This is a genomic window from Halomonas sp. BDJS001 (assembly GCF_026104355.1).
Classification (GTDB): domain Bacteria; phylum Pseudomonadota; class Gammaproteobacteria; order Pseudomonadales; family Halomonadaceae; genus Vreelandella.
This window is the reverse complement of sequence record NZ_CP110535.1, coordinates 2863385-2886008: the sequence shown is the minus strand read 5'-3', so window position 1 is coordinate 2886008 and position 22624 is coordinate 2863385. Positions and strand designations below refer to the sequence as shown.

At 56.7% G+C, this 22624-nt stretch carries 18 protein-coding genes and 3 pseudogenes; 12 read left to right on the top strand and 9 right to left on the bottom strand.

The window, feature by feature from the left end; all coding sequences use genetic code 11:
- Positions 1–233 precede the first annotated feature (233 nt).
- The 6 genes and pseudogenes from putA to OM794_RS13365 form a co-directional block, all read right to left on the bottom strand.
- Positions 234–3890 carry a bifunctional proline dehydrogenase/L-glutamate gamma-semialdehyde dehydrogenase PutA gene (putA, locus tag OM794_RS13385; protein ID WP_226250970.1) on the bottom strand — a complete coding sequence of 1219 codons (3657 nt, stop codon included), beginning with the start codon at positions 3888–3890 and terminating at the stop codon, positions 234–236.
- Between the two features lie 122 nt (positions 3891–4012).
- Positions 4013–5506: a sodium/proline symporter PutP gene (putP, locus tag OM794_RS13380; protein WP_226250971.1), complete on the bottom strand. Its 1494-nt coding sequence runs from the start codon at positions 5504–5506 to the stop codon at positions 4013–4015.
- A 252-nt stretch (positions 5507–5758) separates the two neighbouring features.
- Positions 5759–5851 (bottom strand): annotated as a pseudogene (locus OM794_RS23395) (1-pyrroline-5-carboxylate dehydrogenase); the annotation flags it as partial.
- Between the two features lie 141 nt (positions 5852–5992).
- Complete coding sequence (locus OM794_RS13375) at positions 5993–6814, bottom strand: AraC family transcriptional regulator (protein ID WP_226250972.1); 822 nt, start codon at positions 6812–6814, stop codon at positions 5993–5995.
- A 74-nt stretch (positions 6815–6888) separates the two neighbouring features.
- Entirely contained in the window at positions 6889–7248 is a 360-nt protein-coding gene (locus OM794_RS13370) for a hypothetical protein (RefSeq protein ID WP_226250973.1), read from the bottom strand.
- Positions 7249–7514: 266 nt separating this feature from the next.
- Entirely contained in the window at positions 7515–7922 is a 408-nt protein-coding gene (locus tag OM794_RS13365) for a CBS domain-containing protein (protein ID WP_226251012.1), read from the bottom strand.
- A gap of 232 nt (positions 7923–8154) precedes the next feature.
- On the opposite strand from OM794_RS13365, the gene OM794_RS13360 reads away from it, so the two are divergent.
- The 8 genes and pseudogenes from OM794_RS13360 to OM794_RS13325 all read left to right on the top strand — a co-directional run bounded on the left by OM794_RS13360 (position 8155) and on the right by OM794_RS13325 (position 14402).
- Entirely contained in the window at positions 8155–8700 is a 546-nt protein-coding gene (locus tag OM794_RS13360; protein ID WP_226250974.1) for a YqaE/Pmp3 family membrane protein, read from the top strand.
- A gap of 88 nt (positions 8701–8788) precedes the next feature.
- Positions 8789–9658: a carboxylate/amino acid/amine transporter gene (locus tag OM794_RS13355; protein WP_226250975.1), complete on the top strand. Its 870-nt coding sequence runs from the start codon at positions 8789–8791 to the stop codon at positions 9656–9658.
- Between the two features lie 63 nt (positions 9659–9721).
- Positions 9722–10666, top strand: a complete 945-nt coding sequence (locus OM794_RS13350; protein ID WP_226250976.1) for an NAD(+) kinase — start codon at positions 9722–9724, stop codon at positions 10664–10666.
- Positions 10667–10668: 2 nt separating this feature from the next.
- A complete protein-coding gene (locus OM794_RS13345) occupies positions 10669–11655 on the top strand; it encodes a metallophosphoesterase (protein ID WP_226250977.1) in 987 nt (328 codons plus the stop codon).
- 252 nt (positions 11656–11907) lie between these two features.
- Complete coding sequence (locus OM794_RS13340) at positions 11908–12759, top strand: rhomboid family intramembrane serine protease (protein WP_226250978.1); 852 nt, start codon at positions 11908–11910, stop codon at positions 12757–12759.
- A gap of 10 nt (positions 12760–12769) precedes the next feature.
- On the top strand, positions 12770–13054 hold the full coding sequence (locus tag OM794_RS13335; RefSeq protein WP_088700504.1) for a YeaC family protein: 285 nt from the start codon (positions 12770–12772) through the stop codon (positions 13052–13054).
- A pseudogene (locus OM794_RS13330) lies at positions 13038–13897 on the top strand (DUF2797 domain-containing protein). Before OM794_RS13335 ends, OM794_RS13330 begins: the two are co-directional and overlap by 17 nt.
- A 79-nt stretch (positions 13898–13976) precedes the next feature.
- Positions 13977–14402, top strand: coding sequence for a CopD family protein (locus OM794_RS13325; protein ID WP_265153796.1), 426 nt, complete (start codon positions 13977–13979; stop codon positions 14400–14402).
- 25 nt (positions 14403–14427) lie between these two features.
- Here the strand turns inward: OM794_RS13325 and OM794_RS13320 are convergent, their stop codons facing one another.
- A complete protein-coding gene (locus OM794_RS13320; RefSeq protein WP_211596322.1) occupies positions 14428–14889 on the bottom strand; it encodes a DUF2231 domain-containing protein in 462 nt (153 codons plus the stop codon).
- 36 nt (positions 14890–14925) lie between these two features.
- Between OM794_RS13320 and coxB the strand changes: the two genes are divergently transcribed.
- From coxB to OM794_RS13300, 4 genes and pseudogenes are all read left to right on the top strand, one after another.
- Positions 14926–15969, top strand: a complete 1044-nt coding sequence (coxB, locus tag OM794_RS13315; RefSeq protein WP_226250981.1) for a cytochrome c oxidase subunit II — start codon at positions 14926–14928, stop codon at positions 15967–15969.
- Positions 15966–18504, top strand: a pseudogene (ctaD, locus tag OM794_RS13310) (cytochrome c oxidase subunit I). Before coxB ends, ctaD begins: the two are co-directional and overlap by 4 nt.
- A gap of 4 nt (positions 18505–18508) precedes the next feature.
- Entirely contained in the window at positions 18509–18874 is a 366-nt protein-coding gene (locus OM794_RS13305; RefSeq protein ID WP_226250983.1) for a hypothetical protein, read from the top strand.
- 5 nt (positions 18875–18879) lie between these two features.
- Positions 18880–21066 (top strand): heavy metal translocating P-type ATPase, encoded by a 2187-nt coding sequence (locus OM794_RS13300; protein WP_226250984.1) that lies wholly within the window; start codon positions 18880–18882, stop codon positions 21064–21066.
- A 23-nt stretch (positions 21067–21089) separates the two neighbouring features.
- Here OM794_RS13300 and OM794_RS13295 read toward each other — a convergent pair whose 3' ends face one another.
- On the bottom strand, positions 21090–21386 hold the full coding sequence (locus OM794_RS13295; RefSeq protein WP_226250985.1) for a winged helix-turn-helix domain-containing protein: 297 nt from the start codon (positions 21384–21386) through the stop codon (positions 21090–21092).
- 41 nt (positions 21387–21427) lie between these two features.
- On the bottom strand, positions 21428–22510 hold the full coding sequence (locus OM794_RS13290; RefSeq protein ID WP_226250986.1) for a PA0069 family radical SAM protein: 1083 nt from the start codon (positions 22508–22510) through the stop codon (positions 21428–21430).
- Positions 22511–22624 lie beyond the last annotated feature (114 nt).

Sequence of the window (22624 nt, the reverse complement as noted above, 5' to 3'; positions counted from 1 at the left end):
GTGACCAATCTCGTTACAGATTATGCGCACTGGAATGCGCATTCAAGTGAGCATTTAACAAATTGCAGGGTAATCCCCCGTAAATCCCGGCTGCCAGATACAAAAAAGCCACTAACGAGTAGTGGCTAATGATTGATCGCTCAGACAGTGATCAGTGTTTGCTGAGTGCGGGAGGAGGGCGAGCGACATCAATGAGCCGCTCGCCTCTTAAGCACCTACCATTTAGCGCCGACCTATTCAGCCGTTGCCAATAGGCTGGCGTTACCACCCGCGGCGGTGGTGTCGATACATAGATGGCGCTCCACCACGTAGCGATCCGGCGAGATGGTCTGGGTCTCGAGAGGGATGATGGCGCCGTCGCGCTTGGCCAGTGCAATGCGCAGTTCACGTGTCCAGTCGCTGTTGCCAGCGGCGGCGACTGCCGCAATCCCTTTGACCTCTTTCAGTGTCTCGGCTGAAACGCTGCCCTCAAGTCCGGCCACCGGCACGCCGGCATCGATCAATGGCTTCACGGCCTGTTCGGCGCCGGGTGCGACCACAACGGCCGCACAGCCTGTGCCTAGGGCCTGCGCTGCTTGCGCGATGGCGATATCCAGGGTTGGCCCTAGGCATAGCACCACGCCTTTGGGGTACATCGCCAGGCGGTTGCTTTCACCTGTCGGCCCCGGCAATGTCTGCGGCGTCATATCCAAGGCTGCTGTTTCGGCAAGCGCCTTGCGGATTACGCCGCCTTTGCCGGAGAGCGCCTTGCGCAGCACCTCGATTCGATTGGGTCGTACCGCCCAGTTGCGCGCATCCAGTTCATCAAGAGCTGTCTGGAGATCGCTAAGTGATACGGCTTTTTCTTCTGGCGCCTCGACGTGTTCAGCCTCCGCGGTGCGGCGGAAACGATTGACGTAGAGCGGGCCACCGGCCTTGGGCCCGGTGCCTGAAAGCCCTTCGCCACCGAACGGCTGGGAGCCAACGATGGCGCCGATCTGGTTACGGTTAACGTAGACGTTGCCGACATGAATGCGCTCGACGATCTGCTGCACGCGGTCGTCGATACGGGTATGCAGGCCGAAAGTTAGCCCGTAGCCCTTGCCATTGATGTCGTCGACCACCTTGTCGATATCCCGCGCCTTGAAGGTGGCGACGTGCAGCACCGGGCCGAAGATTTCACGGTCGAGATCTTCAATGCCGCCAACATTGATCACCGCAGGGGTCACGAAGGTACCGGTTTCCGGTGCGGGCAGCTTCTTGAGCACTTTGCCGGCTTTCTCTTGTGCTGCCACATAGTCGCTGATTTCGGTCTGGGCATCGGTGTCGATCACCGGTGACACGTCGGTGTCCGTATTCCAGGGATCACCAATGGTGAGCGCGTCCATGGCGCCGTAGAGCATGTTGAGCAGGCGGTCTCGGGCCTCTTCCTGAACATACAGCATGCGCAGCGCGGAACAGCGCTGACCAGCTGACTGGAAGGAAGAGATCAGGATATCGCGCACCGCCTGTTCGGTCAGCGCCGTGGAGTCCACGATCATGGAGTTTAGTCCGCCAGTTTCGGCGATCAGTATTGCATCGGGGCCCGCGTTCTCGGCCAGCGCCTTGTGGATGATTTGGGCTACTGGGGTCGAGCCGGTGAAGCAGACACCGGCGATACGAGGATCGCTGGTGAGCGGGCCACCCACCGTTGGGCCATCGCCAGGCAGTAGCTGTAGCGCCGCTTCCGGTAAGCCAGCCTCACGCATCAGCTCGACGGCGCGGGCGGCGATCAGCGGCGTCTGTTCGGCGGGCTTGGCGATTACCGCGTTACCGGCCACCAGAGCAGCAGCAATCTGCCCGGTGGTGATGGCCAGGGGGAAGTTCCACGGGCTGATGCAGACGAAAATGCCGCGGGCGCTGCCGGGCTCTTCGGCTTCCAACCGCTCGCCTTCGTTGGCGTAGTAGCGCAGGAAATCCACCGCTTCGCGCACTTCGGCGATGCCGTCGAACATCATCTTGCCCGCTTCACGGGTGGTGATCACGGTCAGCTCAGCGATATGTTCTTCGTAGAGGTCGGCGGTGCGGCGCAGTACCGCGGCGCGCTCGGCCGCTGGGCGTGCAGACCACTCTTTAAAACCTTGTTCGGCGGCATCAAGGGCAGTGGCGACCTCTTCCGGGGTGGCCTCATGCACCTTGCCAATTACCCGCGAGCCATCGGCAGGAGAGACGGCATCACGCGCCGGGCCCTTGGGGGCGGGGTTGCCCACCAGCATGGGGCCTGCTGTCCAGGTGGTGTCGGCAAACGCTTCTCGAGCATTGAGCAGTGGCAGGATTGAGGCGGGCTCATTGATCCGGTAGCCCTTGGAGTTTTTGCGCTCAGGCGCAAACAGCTCGCCGGGCTGGCGGATCAACGGGCTTGAAACGTCGTTACCGAGTTGCTTAAACGCTTCAATGGGATCCTTTGAAACGTCGCTTGGTGGAATCGAACTATCTACCACCTGGTTAACGAACGAGGAGTTGGCACCGTTCTCCAGCAGGCGGCGTACCAGATAGGCCAGCAGGTCGCGGTGGGCGCCAACCGGGGCATAAATACGGCAGTGGGTGCCTTCTGTCTCTTTGACGATGTGGTGGAGCGATTCGCCCATGCCGTGCAGGCGTTGGAACTCGTAGCTGTCCTTGTCGTCGCCCGCCATTTCTGCGACGGCGGCGCAAGTGTGGGCATTGTGGGTGGCGAACTGCGGATAGATGCGGTCGCGACGGTCGAGCAGCATCTGCGCGCAGGCCATGTAGCTGACATCGGTGTTGACCTTGCGGGTGAAGACCGGGAAGGTCTTGACGCCCATCTCCTGAGAAAGCTTGATCTCGGTATCCCAGTAAGCGCCTTTCACCAGGCGTACCATGATCTTGCGGTTAAACCGCTCGGCGAGTTCGTAGAGGGTTTCGATCATCGGCGCGGCGCGGCGCCCGTAAGCCTGCACGACGACCCCGAAGCCATCCCAACCGTCCAGACTGGGGTCGGCCATTAGCGCCTCGATCACGTCGAGGGAGAGATCCAAGCGATCCTGCTCTTCGGCGTCGATATTGAAACCGATATTGGCCTTGGCTGCCTGCTGTACCAGCTCTTTGGCCCGGGGTAGTAGCTCGGCCATCACCGTGTCGCGGTGGGTGTATTCATAGCGCGGATGCAGCGCCGAGAGTTTTACCGAAATACCGGGGCTGCCGCGCACATCACCTTTGGCCTGCTCGGCGATGGCGGAGATCGCCTTGGCATAAGCCTTGTGATAGCGGACGGCATCTTCGTCAGTGCGCGCCGCTTCGCCCAACATGTCGTAGGAGTAGGTGTAGCCCTGTTTCTCGAGCTCGCGGGCATTCTTCATGCCCTCTTCGATGGTCTGGCCAAGCACGAACTGGCGGCCGAGAATCTTCATCGATTGGCCAACCGCCTTACGTACCACCGGCTCGCCCATACGGCGAACCAGGCCGCGCAGCGCCCGCGTTGGGCCCTTGGGATCCTCTTCCAGTACTTTGCCGGTCAGTAGCAGTGCCCAGGTCGAAGCATTGACCATGGACGAAGACGACTTGCCCAGGTGGGCGCCCCAGTCGGAGGGCTCGATCTTGTCGTGGATCAGGTCGTCGATGGTTTCTGCATCGGGCACGCGCAGCAGCGCTTCTGCCAGACACATCAGGCCGACGCCCTCGGTGGTCGAGAGCCCGTACTCGGCCAGGAACGCCTCCATCATCGAGGGCGACCTTTCCTTACGCACACGCTCCACGTATTTGGCACCGACTGCAGCGACCTTCTTGCGGTCATCCTCCGACAGCTTGATACGCTCTAAAAGCCCATGCAGCACATCTGCCTCGTTGGCATCATAATGGCTGCGAATGCGTGAGCGTAGATCACTCACGTCGCTATGCAGATGATCGTTCATACAGGGTCTCTCCTTGCTAGCCGACAGTTTGGCGTTGCTGCGTCGGTTAGAATGTAGTCGTTCTCTAACCTGAAGAGGGCTCCCGCGGGAGCCCTCTTGATACGCTAATGTATCTTGAGCGCTTATTTGCGTTCGATATGCTGATATTCACCGGCATCGTCGGTGGCATTGCTGACTACGATGATGGCAATGAAGGAGGCGATAAAGCCAGGGATAATCTCGTAAACGCCCGGGCCACCCATAAAGGAGCCGTTCCAGCCGAGTGCAATCCAGACCATTACGGTGAGCGCGCCTACCACCATGCCTGCGATAGCACCATTGCCGTTGGTGCGTGACCACATCAGCGATAGGATAATCAGCGGACCAAAGGCCGCACCGAAGCCTGCCCAGGCGTTACTGACCAGCCCCAAAACCTGGGAGTTTTCGTCAGAGGCAATAAGCGCTGCGACAATGCCCACCAGTACGACACTGACACGGCCGACGGCCACACACTGCGCCTCCGAGGCTGTCTTGTGCAGGAACAGACGGTAGAAGTCCTCAGTCAGTGATGAAGAGGCTACTAACAGCTGACTGGAAACGGTACTCATGACTGCCGCAAGCAGTGCCGCATAGAGGAAGCCGGTAATCAGCGGATGGAACAGTAGGTTCGCCAGGACGATAAAGATGGTTTCTGGATCTTCGATATCCAGGCCATTACGGATGGCATAAGCGCGGCCAAAGATACCCAGAGACACGGCGCCGATCAGGGAGATCAGCATCCAGCCCATGCCGATGTTACGGGCAATCGGTACATCCTTGAGTGTCCGGATGGCCATGAAGCGCACAATGATGTGCGGCTGACCGAAGTAACCCAACCCCCAGGTGACGGCAGAAAGCCAGCCAATAAAAGTGAGCCCTGAGGTCCAGGAGAGCAGGGTGGGGTCGACCTCATTCAGCGTTTGTGAGGCCTGCGAAAAGCCGCCGCCACCTTCACCAAAGAGTACCACCGCCGGCATGATCACCAGGGCCAGCATCATGATGCAGCCCTGTACGAAGTCGGTCATGCTCACGGCCAGGAAACCACCGACAACGGTGTAAATAAGCACCACGCCCAGGGTGATCATGACGCCCATGGCGTAGTTGCTCATATCCCCGAAGTTGTAAATGCCTGAGAACGCGCTTTCAAACAGCTTGCCGCCAGCCACCAGGCCTGAGGCCGTGTAAACGGCGAAAAATACGACGATGACAATAGCCGACACGGTACGCAGTGACATGGATCGGGTCGGGAATCGGTTTGCCAGGAAGGCTGGGATGGTGATCGCATTGCCATAGTGAACGGTCTGTTCACGTAGGCGCGGAGCGACCAGAATCCAGTTGAATAACGCCCCAACGAGCAAACCAATGCCGATCCAGGCGGAGCCCAAGCCAGAGACAAACATTGCCCCAGGTAAACCCAGCAGCAACCAGCCACTCATATCCGAAGCACCGGCCGACAGAGCCGCTACTTTAGGGCTGAGGGTACGACCACCCAGCATGTAATCTTCAGAGGAAGAGGTGGATTTGCGCATCGCATAAATACCGATGGCGACCATGAGCGCAAAATACGCAATGAGACTGATCCAAACACCTATAGCCATGTAACTTCTCCAGTTCGTCAGGAAGGAACTAGGTCCGACCTATTGGCGCGGTCACCGGGTAGCGTCCGGTAGTTAACCGCGTTGTTTTTATTGCCCCTGTTGTTTATTCACGTCAGAAGGCCATACGAGCATCTGCCCATCATCAAGTCAGAGAGCTTGTTGGTACCTTTGTAAGCAGTGATCCCTATATTATTGTCGACCATAAGTTAGTTTCCTGTTCAGGAGTTCAGGTTAATGATGTTGATGAGTGGCTTACTCATCCCCTAGCGCCAGCAGCGACGCGTTCCCGCCTAATGCAGCGGTGTTATTGGTATTGGTTTTCTCAGTCACGTAACGTTTTAGATACAGAGCAAATGGGTAACAGGGCATGACGCCCAAGCAAATAAGCGAATGTAGAGTGCCGTCATCTCTGGTGTATGTTGATTCCACGGCAAAACGTGTCCATTCCGCGGTAAGATCAGCAATTATACGACTTTAGTAGAGCTTTTATTGGCTTGCTACTGTCCCTAGCGCAGCGTTCGATGGGTTAATGGCTACCGAGGTTGCATCCGCTTGGCGTAATTTGCGTGGCGATAATCCGTAACTGCGACGAAATGCATGGGAGAGTGCGCTTTGGTTGGCAAAGCCGGTTTGAATCGCAATATCAGTGAGGGGCAGACGGCTTTGCAGGATCAGCTGTCGGGCGGCATGCAGGCGTTGGCGTTTTACGTACTGCCAGGGCGAAAGCCCCGTTTGAGCGCGGAAGCAGTCAGAAAAGTGCGCTTCGCTTAGACAGGCAAGCCGGGCTAGATCGGCAACGCGCAGATCCTCAGCGAGGTGCTGGCGAATAAAGCGGTTAATGCGTGTCAAATCCAGGCGCCGCTGAGCACTGCTAGCGGCAGTACCCAAGCGCGCCTTAAGTGAGCCCAGCAGGGTGGCGGCTAAGCGGTCTTGCTGAAAGGAGTTAGTCGACGTATCAAACCCTTGAGCAAGCTCGCTTTGCATAAATTCCAGGTAGTGGCGCAGGGCGTTATCCAGCCCAAAAAAGCGTGGGGCATCGAATAGCGCTACCAGTTCGCGGTTCTCGCCGGTTAGCGCGGGAGCGTCTTCCGGAAGATCGAAAATTAACTGACGGTTATGCCCGTAACCTGAGTAGTAATGCTCGTGGTTTGCGGGAACGATACAGCCCGAAAAGGCATTGACACGGCCGCCTAAGCCTTCAATTTCAAATTCTGAAGAGCCGCAGAGCGTAATCACAATCTGATGAAAATCATGGGTGTGGTGATGGGTAGCGCTAGCTAGCGGTATTTGTCGAATAGTGCTGGGCATGCAGTTCTCCTGAATGGCATTAGGTCAATTGCAGTCGGTCTCATGAACCGCAAAACGCCTTTAAACCGCGTCAGCTACTGCTGGCGAAGAGCAGTGTGGGCGTGTAAGTGGTCGCGAAGGGCCTGCAGTTCTGCCTGACCTTCCTGATTGAGAAGTGGCTTACCTTGGGCAACCATCCACCGCCGTCCATGCTGTTCCATTAAGTGCGCAGCGCGACGTCTAATATTGTCCAAGTACTCGTTGTGTCGAATGGGGTAACCGATTATCGCATTCCACTCGGTTTCGCTCACCTGACTGTTTAACGCCTTATCAAACACCGCCAGTAAATCTTTGGGCTCAGTGCGGTAACGTGGGGTGCTTGATGTCATCAGCACCAGCATTACCGCACCAATTACGAGTAAGCAGACTCCAAACACTAATAAATACAGCGCCATTCGCTCTGCTCCTGGGCGTCATCCGTTAATAAATAGCTACGTTATTATACGCTTGACGCCACTAGGGTCGAAAATTTTACTTTTTTGCGAACTTTTACTTCACAGCGTGTCTGAGTATGTACAGGCAACATCGCGATAGCAGTCGCTAAAGTTGTTGTTCTGGCTCTATTGTTTTGATCCCTTGCTTCCGCTACTCCCTGAGTAGCGGTTTTTTTTTGGCTAAAGTTTTTTCTGTCAAAAGCTTGTCTTGAGCGTTAACAACCCTGCTAATGGCGGCGAATAGCTAATAGCGCTATCAGGATATCACGTCGTGTCACGATTCCTACCAGCCGCTGCTGCTCAACCACCGGGTAGACTTTAGGTTTTGAGCCAAGCATCTCCTGGGCCAAGTCGGTTATGCTTTTATTGGGAGAGACGCTGAGCACTTCGTGGCGCATCATCTCTTTTACCAAGGGTGCTTCGTCATCATGGTAAATACTGTCCAACACACGACCCATGACATCCTGTTCTGAAATAAAGCCAATTAAACGATCGGCATCATCCACGACCGGCGCGCCGGGCAGGCGGTGAAGTGCCAGCCCTTTAGCCAGGGTGGTGACCGAGGCGTTGGGTGAGACACGGTAGCAATCGCGGGACATGATATCGCGGACAATGCTGGGGGTTGCTCTATTCATCATGGACACTCCTTGCTCATCGTAGTAATCGCTATGGCAAGCAGGGCATCGCAAGCAAAGCGATCTGGTCTAAGTGCTAAAGTAGCAGCGACTCTTTCACTGTAGGTGATTTAAAACGCACTGTTCAGCCTGCTAGTCATCTTTATTCAACGCTGTAAGTACTGAATTTTCTAGGACGTTAATTTTCTAAACAGTTAAATGCACCACAAATTAACGCATTGAGGAGCCACCCATGGATGCACGTGAGTACTTAAATCGCAAAGGGGTGGGGCTTGACCGAGACCCTGATCGGCCGAATACCTTGGAAGAGAAAGCCTGGGAGCGCGCACGGGGGGCCGGGCACCAACGGCCAAAATCGGGGACGCCCCACGATTGGGAAGATTGGGAGCGTCACCACGATGATCTTGCTGAAGGGGCTGAAACCCTAGAGCAGAAAATTGATAAAGAGGCCCATCGGCTTGCCCAAGAGCGGGCCGCAAAAGCTTCTACTGAGACCGCTTCCAGCACTGTGGAGCACTTTACTCCGCCACCTAAAGCTGAATCAGCGGCTGTCCAGGTCGAACCACCCAAAGCGGCCCCAGGCCTACAAACAGAGCAAACGGCGCCGGAGCCTGGCGCGTTAAAGCTCGCCTATTATGCGCTGGCGATACTCCTGCCACCGCTGGCGGTGGGTTTAACCCTGGGGGGAGGCAAACGTATTGGCTTAGCCGTGCTGCTCACGTTAGCGGGATGGCTGCCAGGCGTGGTATATGCGGTTTGGTGGTTGCAGCAGCGTTAACTAACGCCTTCTAAAGGCGTTTACTGCTTGGCAGTCCCCTTCAAGTGCGTATAATCCGCGTAAACTAAATAATGAATTGAGGTTTACGATGGGTTATCTGATCGGCGTCACGGCGCTATGGGCGTTCTCCTTTTCGCTGATAGGTGTCTACTTGGCGGGCCAGGTCGACAGCTACTTTGCTGTGCTCCTGCGGGTAACGCTTGCCATGCTGGTGTTCTTGCCATTTCTACGTCCTGGCCTGCTGCGTGGTAAGCAGCGGCTGGCGCTAATGGGATTGGGCGCCATACAGCTGGGGGTAATGTACACCTTCTTCTACCAATCTTTTCTGCTGCTGTCGGTACCTGAAGTTCTGCTATTCACTATTTTTACGCCTATTTATATCGCACTGCTGGATGATCTGCTGTTTGGGCGCTTTACGCCGATCTATCTTGTCACCGCGCTACTCGCGGTAGTTGGGGCAGGGGTTATACGCTACGACGGTGTTGATAGTGGCTTCTGGGCAGGCTTTTTAGTTGTGCAGGGGGCCAACCTCTGTTTCGCGCTTGGCCAGGTAGGCTATCGCCGTTTAGCCGCTGATTTGCCACCTACCTTAGCGTGGCACAACGTGTTTGGCTGGTTCTTTATTGGCGCGATGGTCGTGGCTCTGCCCGCCTATTTGCTGTTTGGCAACAGCGCGGCACTGCCAACCACCTCACTGCAGTGGGGCGTCCTTGCATGGTTGGGGCTGGTCGCGTCTGGCGTCGGCTATTTTGCCTGGAACCAGGGGGCCACCAAAGTGGATGCCGGCACGCTGGCGATTATGAACAATGCCCTGATTCCGGCAGGCTTAATCGTCAATTTAGTGATCTGGAACCGCGATGCGGATATTCCGCGTTTGCTGTTGGGGGCCGTTATTATGGCCGCCTCTCTATGGCTCAACCATTGGTGGTGTAAGCGCCGTCAAGTGGCCGTTAGCTAAGCCTATTTGCCCGATAGCTGAGGTGTCCCCATAATGGCGGCTTACGTTAGCGAGAGTCGGCCCATGAGCAACACTTTATCAGCAGACGCTAAGCCAGGGAGTGTATCCCGCTCCAGCCATCAATCAGGTAGGCCCTTTAAAACGATCGGGCTGATTGGTCGGCTGGGGAGCGACAAAGTGATCGACTCCCTTCAGCGCCTGGTGACCTACCTGACTGCCCATGATTACTCTGTGTTGGTGGAAGACCGCACTGCCACAGCCTTGCCGCATCACGGCCAACCGGAAGCGAGCCGCCGGATGTTGGGTGAGCTGTGCGACTTGGTGATTGTGGTAGGCGGCGATGGCAGCTTGCTGGGTGCCGCACGTGCCCTATGTCGAAGCGGTACGCTAATTCTAGGCGTTAATCGGGGCCGTCTGGGGTTTCTTACCGATATTTCCCCAGATGAGCTGGAAACCCGTGTCAGCGAAGTGCTGGCGGGGGAGTTTGAGGTCGAACAGCGCTTTTTACTCGATACCGTACTCTACCGTCATGGCGTGGCCGTGGGTAATGGCGATGCCTTGAACGAAGTGGTGCTGCACCCTGGCAAAGCGGTGCGCATGATAGAGTTTGAGCTGTTTATTGATGGTCAGTTTGTCTATAGCCAGCGCAGCGATGGCTTGATCGTTGCTACGCCCACCGGCTCTACGGCCTACGCGCTCTCTGGTGGCGGGCCGATCATGCACCCCAAGCTGGATGTGGTGACGCTGGTGCCAATGTTCCCCCATACGTTGTCGAGTCGCCCCATTGTGATCGATGCTGCCAGCGAAATACGCATTCACATTGGCGAAACCAATCAATCCTATCCGCACATCAGCTGCGATGGACAGACCCGCGCGGTGGCCAAACCCAACGATGTGTTGGTGATTACCCGCAAGCCCGAGCGAATCCAACTGGTGCATCCCATCGGCCATAATTTCTACGAAGTGCTGCGCAGCAAATTAGGCTGGAGCAATCGGCTGGGGGATTGAGTATGGAGGGCTACGACCTTATTGGGGATGTCCACGGCTGCGGTGCTACGCTGGCCGCACTACTGGAAAAGCTGGGGTATCACCAGCGCAACGGTGTTTATCGCCACCCCCGGCGCAAAGTGATTTTCCTCGGTGATTTGATTGATCGCGGCCCGAGAATTCGCCTGGCAGTGACCATTGCCCGGCGAATGGTCGAGCAGGGCGAAGCGTATATCGTTATGGGTAATCACGAGTATAACGCTCTGGCGTATACCCATCCTGGGCCTGCAGGTAGCCACAAACGCTGGTTGCGTGAGCACACGCCGCGGCATAATCGGATTATTCAAGACACCCTAGAACAGTACCGCGACTATACCAACGAGTGGGAAGATACGTTGGCGTGGTTTAAAACCATCCCGCTGTGCTTGGAAATCGATGGTATCCGCGTGGTGCATGCCTGCTGGGATGAGGGGCTGATTGAGGAGCTCAAACAGCGCCGACCAGACGGCTGTATGGACACGCAGTTTCTGGTCGAGTCCACCGACTCTTCCACTCAGGCGTTTAGGATCCTGGATCGTCTCACTCGAGGCCCCCATGTCTCACTGCCTGAAGGTATTGCGATACACTCCGGTGATGGCTTTACACGGAAAAGTTTTCGTGCCCATTTTTGGGCCAAGGCGCCCCAGCAGTGGGGCGATGTGGTCTTCCAGCCGGATAATTTACCAGGTGATCTTGAATCCCGTGAATTGACTGACCAAGAGCGCCAGAAGCTTAGCTACTACGGGCCAGAACAGCCGCCGCTGTTTATCGGTCACTACTGGTGCGAGGGGATACCGGCACTGCCGGCCAATAATATCGCCTGTCTGGACTATAGCGCCGTCAAATATGGGCGTTTAGTGGCCTATCGTTGGAGCGGTGAGTCGGTCTTAAATGCCGATCATTTTGTCTGGATTAAAGTGCCAAAAGAGGAGCGGGCGCTACCTAAACCCTGGGAAATCGATTTTGATTAAATGCGCTGATAACAAATGTTTCTTTTTATTACATAAAATTACATATTTTTTTCAAAACAGCTGAACTAACCCTGCTGCTGGCTATCAGAGTAAGTGTTCCCTTGAATGATCCCTTGCTTTTATTCTCCGGCGGTTTACACCGCCGGTTTTTTTGCCTGTTTGTTGGCTGCCGTAGGGTTTGTCTCAGTCGTTATCTTCAATAGCTATCCGCTGCGGTTAGCATGCCGCAAGCGCTTCGATTAGGGGGATGTTATGCATCCAGTGATGCTTCTGCCCGATCATGTGGATACCAGCGAACTGCGTCAGGCGCTATGGCGCCATCGCATTGGTCACCGCATTACCGATGAGGCTGACGGCCAACTGTTATGGATCGCCGACCCGCGCCAAATGGATGCGCTTAAAGTCTTGGTCGAACGCTGGCAGCAGGGGGAGCACTTGGTACTTCAGCAGCCTAGTCAGCAACCACGTAGGATGGCCAACTCCTTGGTAGCGCTAAAACAAGTGCCGGTGACGGCGCTGATGATTTTGATTAGCCTAGTGATATTTGCACTGATTGCTGTTTTTGGCGACCAGTTGATCGTCACGTTAACCATCGTGCCGATAGGTATTTCGGGTGGCGAGCTGGTGTTCGGCAATCTGACCCAAACGCTGACCTCAGGCCAGGTATGGCGCTTGTTATCGCCCGCTTTTCTACACTTTGGCTGGATGCATTTAATCTTCAATTTGATGTGGGTGTGGTATTTCGGCCGCCAGGTCGAGGTTCTCCAGGGTAGCCGAACCATGTTACTGCTGCTTGTTGTGGCGGGCATTGGCGCCAATGTGGCGCAGTACGCAACCGGTACCGTCCTATTTGGTGGCATGTCAGGCGTTGTTTACGCCTTACTGGCGCATGTCTGGTTGATGTCTCGCCGGGTACCCCGGAGTGGTTTCTTCGTCCCCCAAATGCTGGTGGTCTTTATGCTCGGCTGGATGGTGTTCACCATGACCGATATGGCGGGCAGCGTTGGCTTTGGCAATGTCGCTAATGAAGCGCATTTGGGCGGTCTACTCGTGGGGCTTGTCACAGGCTGGTATTATTCATCCCGCCGTTTGAAAAACCGTTAAGAGGCCTGCAATGAGCGAAATGACGTTCGAAAAAATGATCAACCAGATGACCCCGGCGATTTACGAAAGCCTTAAACAGGCGGTATCTCTGCGCAAATGGCCCGACGGTCGCCGCTTGACGCCGGAACAGACCGAGCTCTGCCTGGAAGCTGTCATGCGTTTTGAGGTGGAGAACAACGTGCCAGAAGAGAACCGAGTAGGCTATCTGGAGCAGCGTACCTGTGGGGCGGCAGCGAGTGGTGCCGGGGTGACACCCGAGATGGCCGGCTTGGCACGGGATGCCACGCGTGATTGAAGCAGCAGTACCGGGCTTTTCAGTACAGGGCTGTTTAAGCAAAATGGCGGCGACGTTGCCTGGCTGCCAAGATCAACCGGTGATTTACCACTTGCGCGCGGGTGAACACCGTATCGCGCTTAACGAGCGGATTGGTGAGCCGCTCAGCCTGCGCTGGACGGGAGCAATTGCCTGTACCCACTGCGGGCGAGCAACCAAGAAGAGCTTTGCCCAGGGCCACTGCTACCCCTGCTTCAAGGGCTAGCCCAATGCGATACCTGCATCATGAAGCCGGAAACCTGCCACTATTTCCAAGGTACTTGCCGTGAGCCGGAGTGGGGCGAGCGACACTGCTTCCAGCCCCATATCGTCTATTTGGCTAACTCGTCGGGGCTCAAAGTGGGCATTACCCGCAAAACCCAAATGCCTACCCGTTGGTTGGATCAAGGCGCGATTCAGGCGCTGCCGATTCTTGAAGTGGATACCCGTCAGCAGTCCGGGTTTGTCGAAATGCTGTTTAAACAGCAGGTGGCTGACCGCACCAACTGGCGGGCGATGCTCAAAGGCGACGTCGAGACCATGGATTTAAGCGCCGAGCGCGACCGTTTGCTCAATCAGTTAGCCGATGGCTTGAACCAACTGCGTGGGATCCACGGCAGTGATTCGATTCGCACGCTGGAAGCGCCACCCCAGCATTTCCACTACCCCGTCAGTGTGTTCCCCAAAAAAGTGGTATCGCACAATTTTGACAAGCAGCCGCTGGTGGAAGGCGTGCTGCAAGGCGTCAAAGGGCAGTATTTGATCCTCGATAGCGGTGTGATAAATCTACGCAAATTCACGGGTTACGAGATACAAGTGTGTTAACCGGCTAGCCAGATGAGGGGGTTTTGACTAAGGTTAGGGGGTGATGTGATCCCGCCTTATGCAACGCAAGGAAGCCCCAATGCCCTGGCTAAAACTGCTTCACATTGCCGCGCTAGTGATCTGGTGCGGTTCCCTGCTTTATCTGCCTGCTTTGCTCAGTCAGGCGCTACAGCTGCGCAAAGACGCGGGCTTCGCCCAGGGCACGCCGCCCATGCCGCGTTTTTTTTATAACTCCATTGCTACCCCAGCTGCCCTGGTGGCGATTGCGTCAGGCACGCTGCTGTTTCTTATCCATGGCTTGCTGGGTGGTTGGCTGATCTTAAAGCTGGGCGCCGTGGTCGCCATGGTGGCTGCGCACGGCTGCTTTGGCTGGTTAATCCTGCGTCTTGAGATGGGCCACTATCGCTGGGTTAAACCCGCCAACTGGGCGGCGCTCTGCTTAGCCCTGGCAGGCATTCTCAGCGTGCTGGGGTTTGTGTTAGCAAAACCGCTGGACTGGAGCTAACACTATGACTTTTAACGTATTAGCGTTAATCCTCAACCTCGACACCCACCGCGTGTTCATACACCAGTTGGCCGCCCAGCCAGCCTGCCAGGGCGATCAGCGCGGCGGTGACCAGCGAGACGGCCAACCCCCAGGGCAGAATGGCGCTGGGGTCGTTGAAGCGCAGCAGCCAGTTCAGCGACGCCAACGAGAGCATAACCACCGCGACAATAGCGTGGCTCCAGCCGGTAATCAGACGGCGAATGCGCGGCACGGTAACCAGATCGATAATCCCCGCCGTGCTGGCAATCCAGCCCCCAAATGCGCCGACACCGGCCAGCCACAAGCTGGCGCGCAGCCAGAAGGGATCGCCGCTCAGCAGGAAACCTATATCGCTTGCTACCAGCGCCATCAGAGCCGCGACGGGAAAGTGGATCATCACGGGATGAAGCGGATGGCCGGCGAGGGAGGCGCGGCTTTTAATCGAGCGTTGACGAGGTTTTGCCATGGTCACTTCCTGTGGGCAGAAAAAGTCATTCAAGGGATGAGCCTATGTATTCAACGCTTAACGCTGCAGAGGGTCAAATCGCTTGGCACACCGCTAGCGATGTTAGCCAGCCTATTGCTAGCCGGTTGCGCAGGGGATAAGTCTATTCTAGACCCGGCAGGTCAGGCCGCGCGAGACGTGGCGATGATCTGGTGGGTAATGCTGAGTTTTAGCACCGTGGTTTTAGTGCTGGTCACGGCTTTTTGGCTGTATACCTTCAAGCGCAAAGACGTAACGCGCACCCCTGCGGAGGAGCGAAAAATAGCCCGCCGCTGGATTATTGGCGGGGGCATTGTGCTGCCGGTGGCGAGTATTACCGCGCTACTAGCCTTCGGGGTGCCCACGGGACAGCGACTTTTAGCGTTGCCACTGGGAGAGCCGCCGGAGGTGATTGAAGTGATTGGCCATCAGTGGTGGTGGGAAGTGCGCTACCCAGGCGCGGAAGGAGGCGAGGTGGTGACCGCTAATCAGCTCATTATGCCTGCGGGAGAACCGGTCGATTTTCACGTTACCGGTGCGGACGTTATTCACGCCTTCTGGGTGCCTCGCCTGGGCGGGAAGATCGATATGATTCCTGGGCGGGTTAATAAGATCCGCTTGGAAGCGGATGAACCGGCGGTATTTGGCGCTCAGTGTGCCGAGTTTTGCGGTGCCCAGCATGCCCAAATGCAGCTCTATGTAGAAGCCGTCGAGCGCGACGAGTACGAGGCTTGGCTGGCTGATCGTCAAATTGACGAGCTATCGGCGCTAGCGGAAAACGACCAACAGCATGAACCGGCCAGGGAGGCCTTTATGACCCATTGCGCGAGCTGCCATCGGGTAGCGGGACTCTCCTCGGGTGGGGAGGGGCCGGATCTGTCTGATCTTGGCAGCCGGACAAGTCTGGGGGCGGGGATTATGGCCATGGAGGAGGGGGCGGTAACCCGCTGGCTACAGCACCATCAAGTTTTAAAGCCGGGCAACAAAATGCCGCCCCACGATGATGTTGAGACGGCCACCTTGGAGAGCCTGGGTGCTTGGCTGGAGACGCTCACCCCATGACCACTATCAACCGTGAAGCGACACCCGAAGGTGATAACATCAAAGGCCCCCATCAACTGCACAGTGACTTGCACGAGATATGGGGTAACCCGCGTGGCTTGAAAGCCCTCACCATTGTTAACCACACCACGCTCGGCCTACGGTTTATGGTCACCGGGATGGTGTTCTTCTTGGTTGGTGGCCTGTTGGCCATGCTGGTGCGCACCCAGTTGGCGCTGCCTGATCAAGACTTTATGTCGCCGGATATCTATAGCCAGGTCACCACCATGCATGGCACGGTGATGATGTTCCTGTTCGCCATCCCCATGCTGGAAGGGTTGGCGATTTATATGATCCCCAAGATGATCGGCGCCCGGGATCTGGTCTGCCCCCGGTTAACGTCGCTGGGCTACTGGTGCTATCTGTTTGGCGGCATTATTTTGTCGTTTAGTTTGGTGCTGGAGATGGCGCCGAATAGCGGCTGGTTTATGTATACCCCGCTGAGCGGTAGCGAATACTCACCGGGGTTGGGCTCGGATTTCTGGCTGCTGGGGATTACGTTTGTTGAGATCTCCGCGCTCTCTGCCGGGGTTGAACTGGTGGTTTCAATACTGCGTACCCGCACCCAGGGTATGGCGCTGCACAAAATGCCGCTATTTGCCTGGTATATCCTCGCCATGGCGCTGATGATCGTGGTGGGCTTCCCGCCGCTGATTCTGGGCAGTATTTTGCTGGAGCTTGAGCGCGCGGTGGGGATGCCGTTTTTTGAAGTGACCGGTGGTGGCGACCCAATTCTTTGGCAGCACCTCTTTTGGCTATTTGGCCATCCCGAGGTGTACATCATCTTTCTGCCGCAGCGGGCATAGTCTCCACGCTGATACCGGTGTTTGCTGGCCGTCCGATTGTTGGCTATGGCTGGGTGGTGTTTGCCATTGCCGTGACAGGCTTTATCAGTTTTGGGCTTTGGGTTCACCACATGTTTACTGTGGGCATCCCTCAACTGGCCCAGGCGTTCTTCTCCGCCGCCAGTATGCTGGTGGCGGTGCCCACGGCGATTCAGGTGTTTGTGTGGCTGGCCACGCTATGGCTGGGTAAGCCCAAGATGAAACTGCCGATGCTGTGGATCATGGGCTTTCTGATTATCTTTGTGTGTGGCGGCTTAACCGGGGTGATGCTGGCGCTGGTGCCGTTTAACTGGCAGGTGCACGACACTCACTTTGTCGTAGCGCATATGCACTATGTGTTGGTGGGCGGAATGTTCTTCCCCCTGATTGCCGGGCTCTACTACTGGCTGCCGCTGTTTTCAGGGCGGATGCCGTCTGAAACCCTGGGCAAATGGGGCTTTTGGCTTACCTTTTTGGGCTTTAACGGCACCTTCTTAATCATGCACTGGACAGGCCTGCTGGGTATGCCGCGGCGGGTTTACTCCTATGAAACGGGCATGGGTTGGGATATTTTCAACCTGCTCTCATCCATGAGTAGCTTTATTATGTCGGCGGGGATTGCCATGGTGCTGCTCGATTTTGCGCTGCATTTCCGTTTTGGCAAACCCGCTAAGCATAACCCCTGGAATGCTGACACTCTTGAGTGGGCTAACAGCATGCCGCCTAGCGCCTATAACTTTGTCAGCCTACCCAACGTCGAGACGCGTCATCCGCTCTGGGATAATCCCGACCTGCCCCGCACCATGGCTGAAGGACAGCATAGCCTGGCAGTGGCGACTCACGGCCGCCGGGAAATGTGGGGCAGCGACCCGATAACCGGCAAAGTGCGTGAAATCATTCACCTGCCAGGTAACTCATGGTGGCCGCTGTTTGCTGCCATGGCGCTGGCGGTCGTCTGTATTAGCCTGCTAACGCGCCTTTATCCCTTGGCGGGCATTGCGGTGATTATCGCTGGGCTATTTCTGCTGCGCTGGTCGTGGGAGAACGGGGCGCATCCAAAAGCCGCCCCGGATGCCGAGGTTGCTCCCGGCGATCCACCGCTGCACTCGCGTACCATGGATGGCCCAGGCCTATGGGCGATGTCGATCACGCTACTCGCTAATGGCTCGTTCTTCCTCTCCTATCTCTTTGGATGGTTCTATTTATGGACGGTATCGCCAGAGTGGCAGATGCCCGAGTCTTCACCGCTCTCCTTGCTGGGAATGATCCTTGCCGGGGCAGTGCTAACCGCGGGCACGGGAATTTTCGAAAACTTATTCGCGGTTTGCGCCAGGGTAAGGATGCGGGGCTGGCAGTGGGCATGTATGGCATCAGTGCCCTAGGCTTTGTGCAGGTAGCGATAACGCTGTGGGTGCTGCTGAGTGCAAACCTGGCGGTGACCGAGACCTCCCATGATGCAGTTATTATGGTTGGGTTGGCCTATGCGCTGCTACACGGTGGTTTAGGCGCCGTTCTTACCCTGCTTCAGGGCCTGCGGGTGGGTTATGGCTATGTCGGTGCCCATGCGCCTTTCGAGCCCGCCGTGGTTGCCCAGTGGTGGCGCTATAACCTGGTGACGTTCTGGATACTGGTGGGCGCGCTCGCGGTACTGCCACGCATAATAGGGAGCTAAGCTGATGACGACTGCGAATAACGTAATGCAGCGCCTACATCTCACCCATCCTTTGCATTTCGTTATTGGTTTAACGCTATGGTGTATCTGGTTTGTGGCGGTTTATGGTGGGCATGCGGTCGCCTGTGCTGTCGCGCCGCCTGCTCCCGAGCAAGGGGTTTTTAACCTAGTGAATGCCATGCTGCTTCTAGTCAGTATCCTGGCAGTTGCGTTACTGGCGGCGTTAACAGTGGGCTGTTGCCGGATGGCCAAGCGCCATGTCGGGCGGCTGCGCTTCAATGCTTCGGTGTCCGCTGGGCTGTATCTTTTCTCTACCTTGGGTGTTGTGTTTGCGGCAATGCCGATTATCGGCATTCCGCCTTGTCTGTGAGTGGCATGGCTGGCGCCAACGCGGAAAAGCTCTATACCCTCCACGGTATGTGGTGCACCAGTTGCGCCCTAGCCGTGGAGGGCTCGCTGAAGCGGCTTGAAGGGGTGCATGAGGTTAGCGTGCACTACCCAAGCGCAACGCTTTGCATCAGCGGCACGTCTGCCGCTACCCAGCTCTCGAATCTCGCTGCAAAGGTTAAACGTCTGGGCTACCGACTGACGGAGCTTGAGCCGGTGGCGGACGCCCATGCGCGTTTAGAAGAGGAGAGCCGCTACTTAACGCTTAGACTAATGGTCGGCTCGTTGTTCGGCATGTGGACGATGCTGGCTTCCCTACTGATCTATGCCGGTGCGCTGCCAAGCGAGCAGGTTGAGCAGGTAGTCGCTTGGGTTTCAGGGGCGTTTTCACTGCCCGTTGTGCTGTTTGCTGGCGTGCCGTTTTACCGGGCTGGGTGGCGCACGCTGCACGCCAAGCGCCCCGGTATGGATGTGCTTGTCAGCCTTGGTGTTATTGGCGCGGTGACAGTGTCGGTATGGCTGCTATGGCGCGGCTCTGCAGAGGTCTACTTTGATACGGCGGTAATGCTGATCGTGCTTTTACTCGTTGGGCGGCTGGTGGAAACGCTGTGTCGCCATCGGGGGTTAAAAGCATTGGATGCCCTGACGCTGCCGGACGTGAAGATCACTGCTTGGCAAGAGGAAGCCTGGATATCGCTGCCCGTAGATGACGTGAACACGGGAATGCGCGTTGAGCTAGCGCCCGGTGCGATGGTGGCTCTCGACGGCTCCCTTGAAGAGCCCGGCTGGATCGACACCGCCTCACTGACTGGAGAAAGCGTGCCGCGACATTTTCAAGCAGGGCAGACGATATACGCGGGCTGCCGTTATCTGGGTACCACGCCTATTGTTATGCAGGTCAGTGCAGGGGTAGGCCAGCGGCGGTTGGATCGGCTGTGTGATGAAATGCGCCGCTATCAGGCCAAAAAAGGTAAACTGCAGAAGCTCGCTGATCGTTTTGCCGCTTGGCTAAGCCCGCTAGCACTAGGGCTCGCGTTACTGACACTGCCCACAGCGCTGTTATTCGGGTTGGGTTGGGAGGATGCCTTAGTGCGCGCGCTTTCCGTCTTAGTTATGGCATGCCCCTGCGCCGTCGGGCTTGCAGTACCGCTGGCAAGCCTGGCAGGGAGCGGTCAGGCTATGCAGCAAGGGATTGCACTGCGCGACCCCGCCGCGTTTGAAACCCTGGCATGTATTCGCTCGGTCGCACTGGATAAAACCGGTACCCTGACCACCGGTAGCCACGCAGTGCTTCACTGGCAAGCGCGTGAGGGTGTTGATGAACATATGTTACAACGCAAGTTCAGCGCCGCCGTTGCGGGCAGCGAACACCCCTTAGCACAGGCGCTCGCTCGCTGGGCGAGTCACCCAGGCGATCGGCCACCTGAACAGTTCATAGAGGTCAACGAAGCGCCTGGGAAAGGGCGCCGCGTGCAGTTAAGTAGCGGCGAATGGCTGATGGTAGGCAGTGCCCATTGGTTGGCTAGCCAGGGCATTGAGCTGCCTGATCAAGCGGAGGACACAGCATTGGCCTTTGCTTCTCAAGTGGTGATAGCCGATGGGGCGGGTTGGCTCGCCACGCTCTATCTCACTGATCAACCGGTGGGCGACGCCGAGCCCAGCGTGAAACATCTGTTAGCGTCAGGGTATCTGGTGGCGATGATTAGCGGTGACCGGCAGGGCGCGGTGAGTTGGTTAGGCGAGCGCGTGGGGCTTCCCCGTGAAGCTTGTTATGGCCAGCGCTCGCCGGAAGCCAAAGCGCGTTTATTGCAGGGGCTACCATCGCCAACGCTTTACGTGGGGGATGGCTTAAACGATACCTTGAGCCTGGCCGCAGCAGATGTGGGTATCGCGCCACTGAGTGCCAGCGAGGCCGCCCGGGAGGGGGCTGCTGCCCAGCTTATGGCGCCAGGAATTGGCGGAGTAGTGAAACTGCTTGGCATTGCCCAACGCACCCGGCGCATCATGGCTCAAAACCTGTTCTTTTCGGCGCTCTATAATACTCTGGCGCTCGGTTTGGTGGTCGTGATGGCAATACCCCCGCTAATCGCGGTGCTCGCCATGGCAGCAAGCTCGCTGACGGTTACCCTTAATGCTGCACGGCTGGCCTGGGCAGAGTCAGGCGATGATACTTAAATGGTCGGATTAAATCGCTCTTATTACGAATAGCCTAGCGCCTGCTTTAGCCGTTTGGCGTGTGTGGTCACCCAGCGAGGATCAATCGCGCCCCAATTACGTATCTGGTAGCGGCCAATGTTGTGTCGCTCGCCGTCATCTTTGCTAAAGACACACTCGATATCCAACTCTGCCAGGGAAGCGATCGTATCCTGGGCGGTGCGCCGGGGCATACCGGTGGCCTCAATTAACGCAGGCACGCTGGCGACACCTTGTTCGATCAAATGGGCGACGTATAAACGGCGGTAAAAACTCGATTTCGTTTTGCTAAGCGCGGGCATTTGGCTTCCTTCGCAGCTAATGTATGCATCTGCCGCTTAGCTTAAATGAATAAATCCTGTTGCGCTCGTGGCGGGCGAAAATCCTGGGTATTCAAGCCCTGCTCGGTGCGACCCTGCAACTTCCACTGGCGGCTGGCGCGTGCAAAGCGCTGGGCGATTAAATCGGCAAATACCCCTTCACCGCGAAAGCGTTTACCAAACTTGGCATCGTACGCCTTACCACCCCGGCACTGGCGCATTAGGCTCATCACTTTAGCCGCCCGCTCTGGGTAGTGGGCTTCTAACCAGGCTTCAAATAGCGGCGCCACTTCATAGGGTAAGCGCAGCAGCATCCATGTGGCGGTGCGCGCCCCTGCGCGGCTGGCGGCTTCCAAAAGCTTTTCGATTTCATGATCAGTTAGCCCCGGAATCACCGGTGAAATTAGCGTACCCACGGGAATGCCCGCGGTATTCAGTTCACGAATTGCTCGCAAGCGTGCTTGAGGCGATGCCGCCCGTGGCTCTAATGTGCGTTTCAAGTTGGCATCCAGGCTGGTCAAGCTGACAAATACGCGTACCAGTCGGTGCTCGGCCATTTCCGCCAGGAGTTCTAAATCGCGCAGCACTAAGGTGCTTTTAGTTACCAGCGTTACCGGATGGCGGCACTCCAGCAGCAATTCAAGTAGGCGGCGGGTGGTTTGGTAGGTGGCTTCTAACGGCTGATAGCAGTCGGTGTTGCCGGATAGGTTAATAGGACGGCAGACGTAGTTGGGGTTGCAAAGCTCTTCGGTTAACCGCTCCACTAAACCGCTGCGGGCAATCAACTTGGTTTCAAAATCCAGCCCTGGCGATAAATCCCAGTAGGCGTGAGAGGGACGGGCGTAGCAGTAAACGCAACCGTGCTCACAGCCGCGATAGGGATTCAGCGAGCGGTCAAAAGGTAAATCCGGTGATTTGTTCCAGGAGAGCGCGCTTTTGCTTACCTCTTCGCGTATTTCGGTGGCAATGGATGTTGACGTTTCCTCTCGCCACCAGCCGTCGTCTTCTGCCTCGCTGTGGGTAGGCGAAAAGCGATTGTGCGGGTCGTAGGTTGCCCCGCGACCTTTATAGGTAGCTGACTGAAAAGGCGAGCCAAGAGATGCCATCTGTTCACCTCCTTGGGTGGTTTTATATACAGTAGTTGTGAAAAGGCAAGAAAGCAATAGCCCGTAAATTATGGAAGACGGCAGGTGGCTCCGATGAAGCTACCCAAGTCCCTA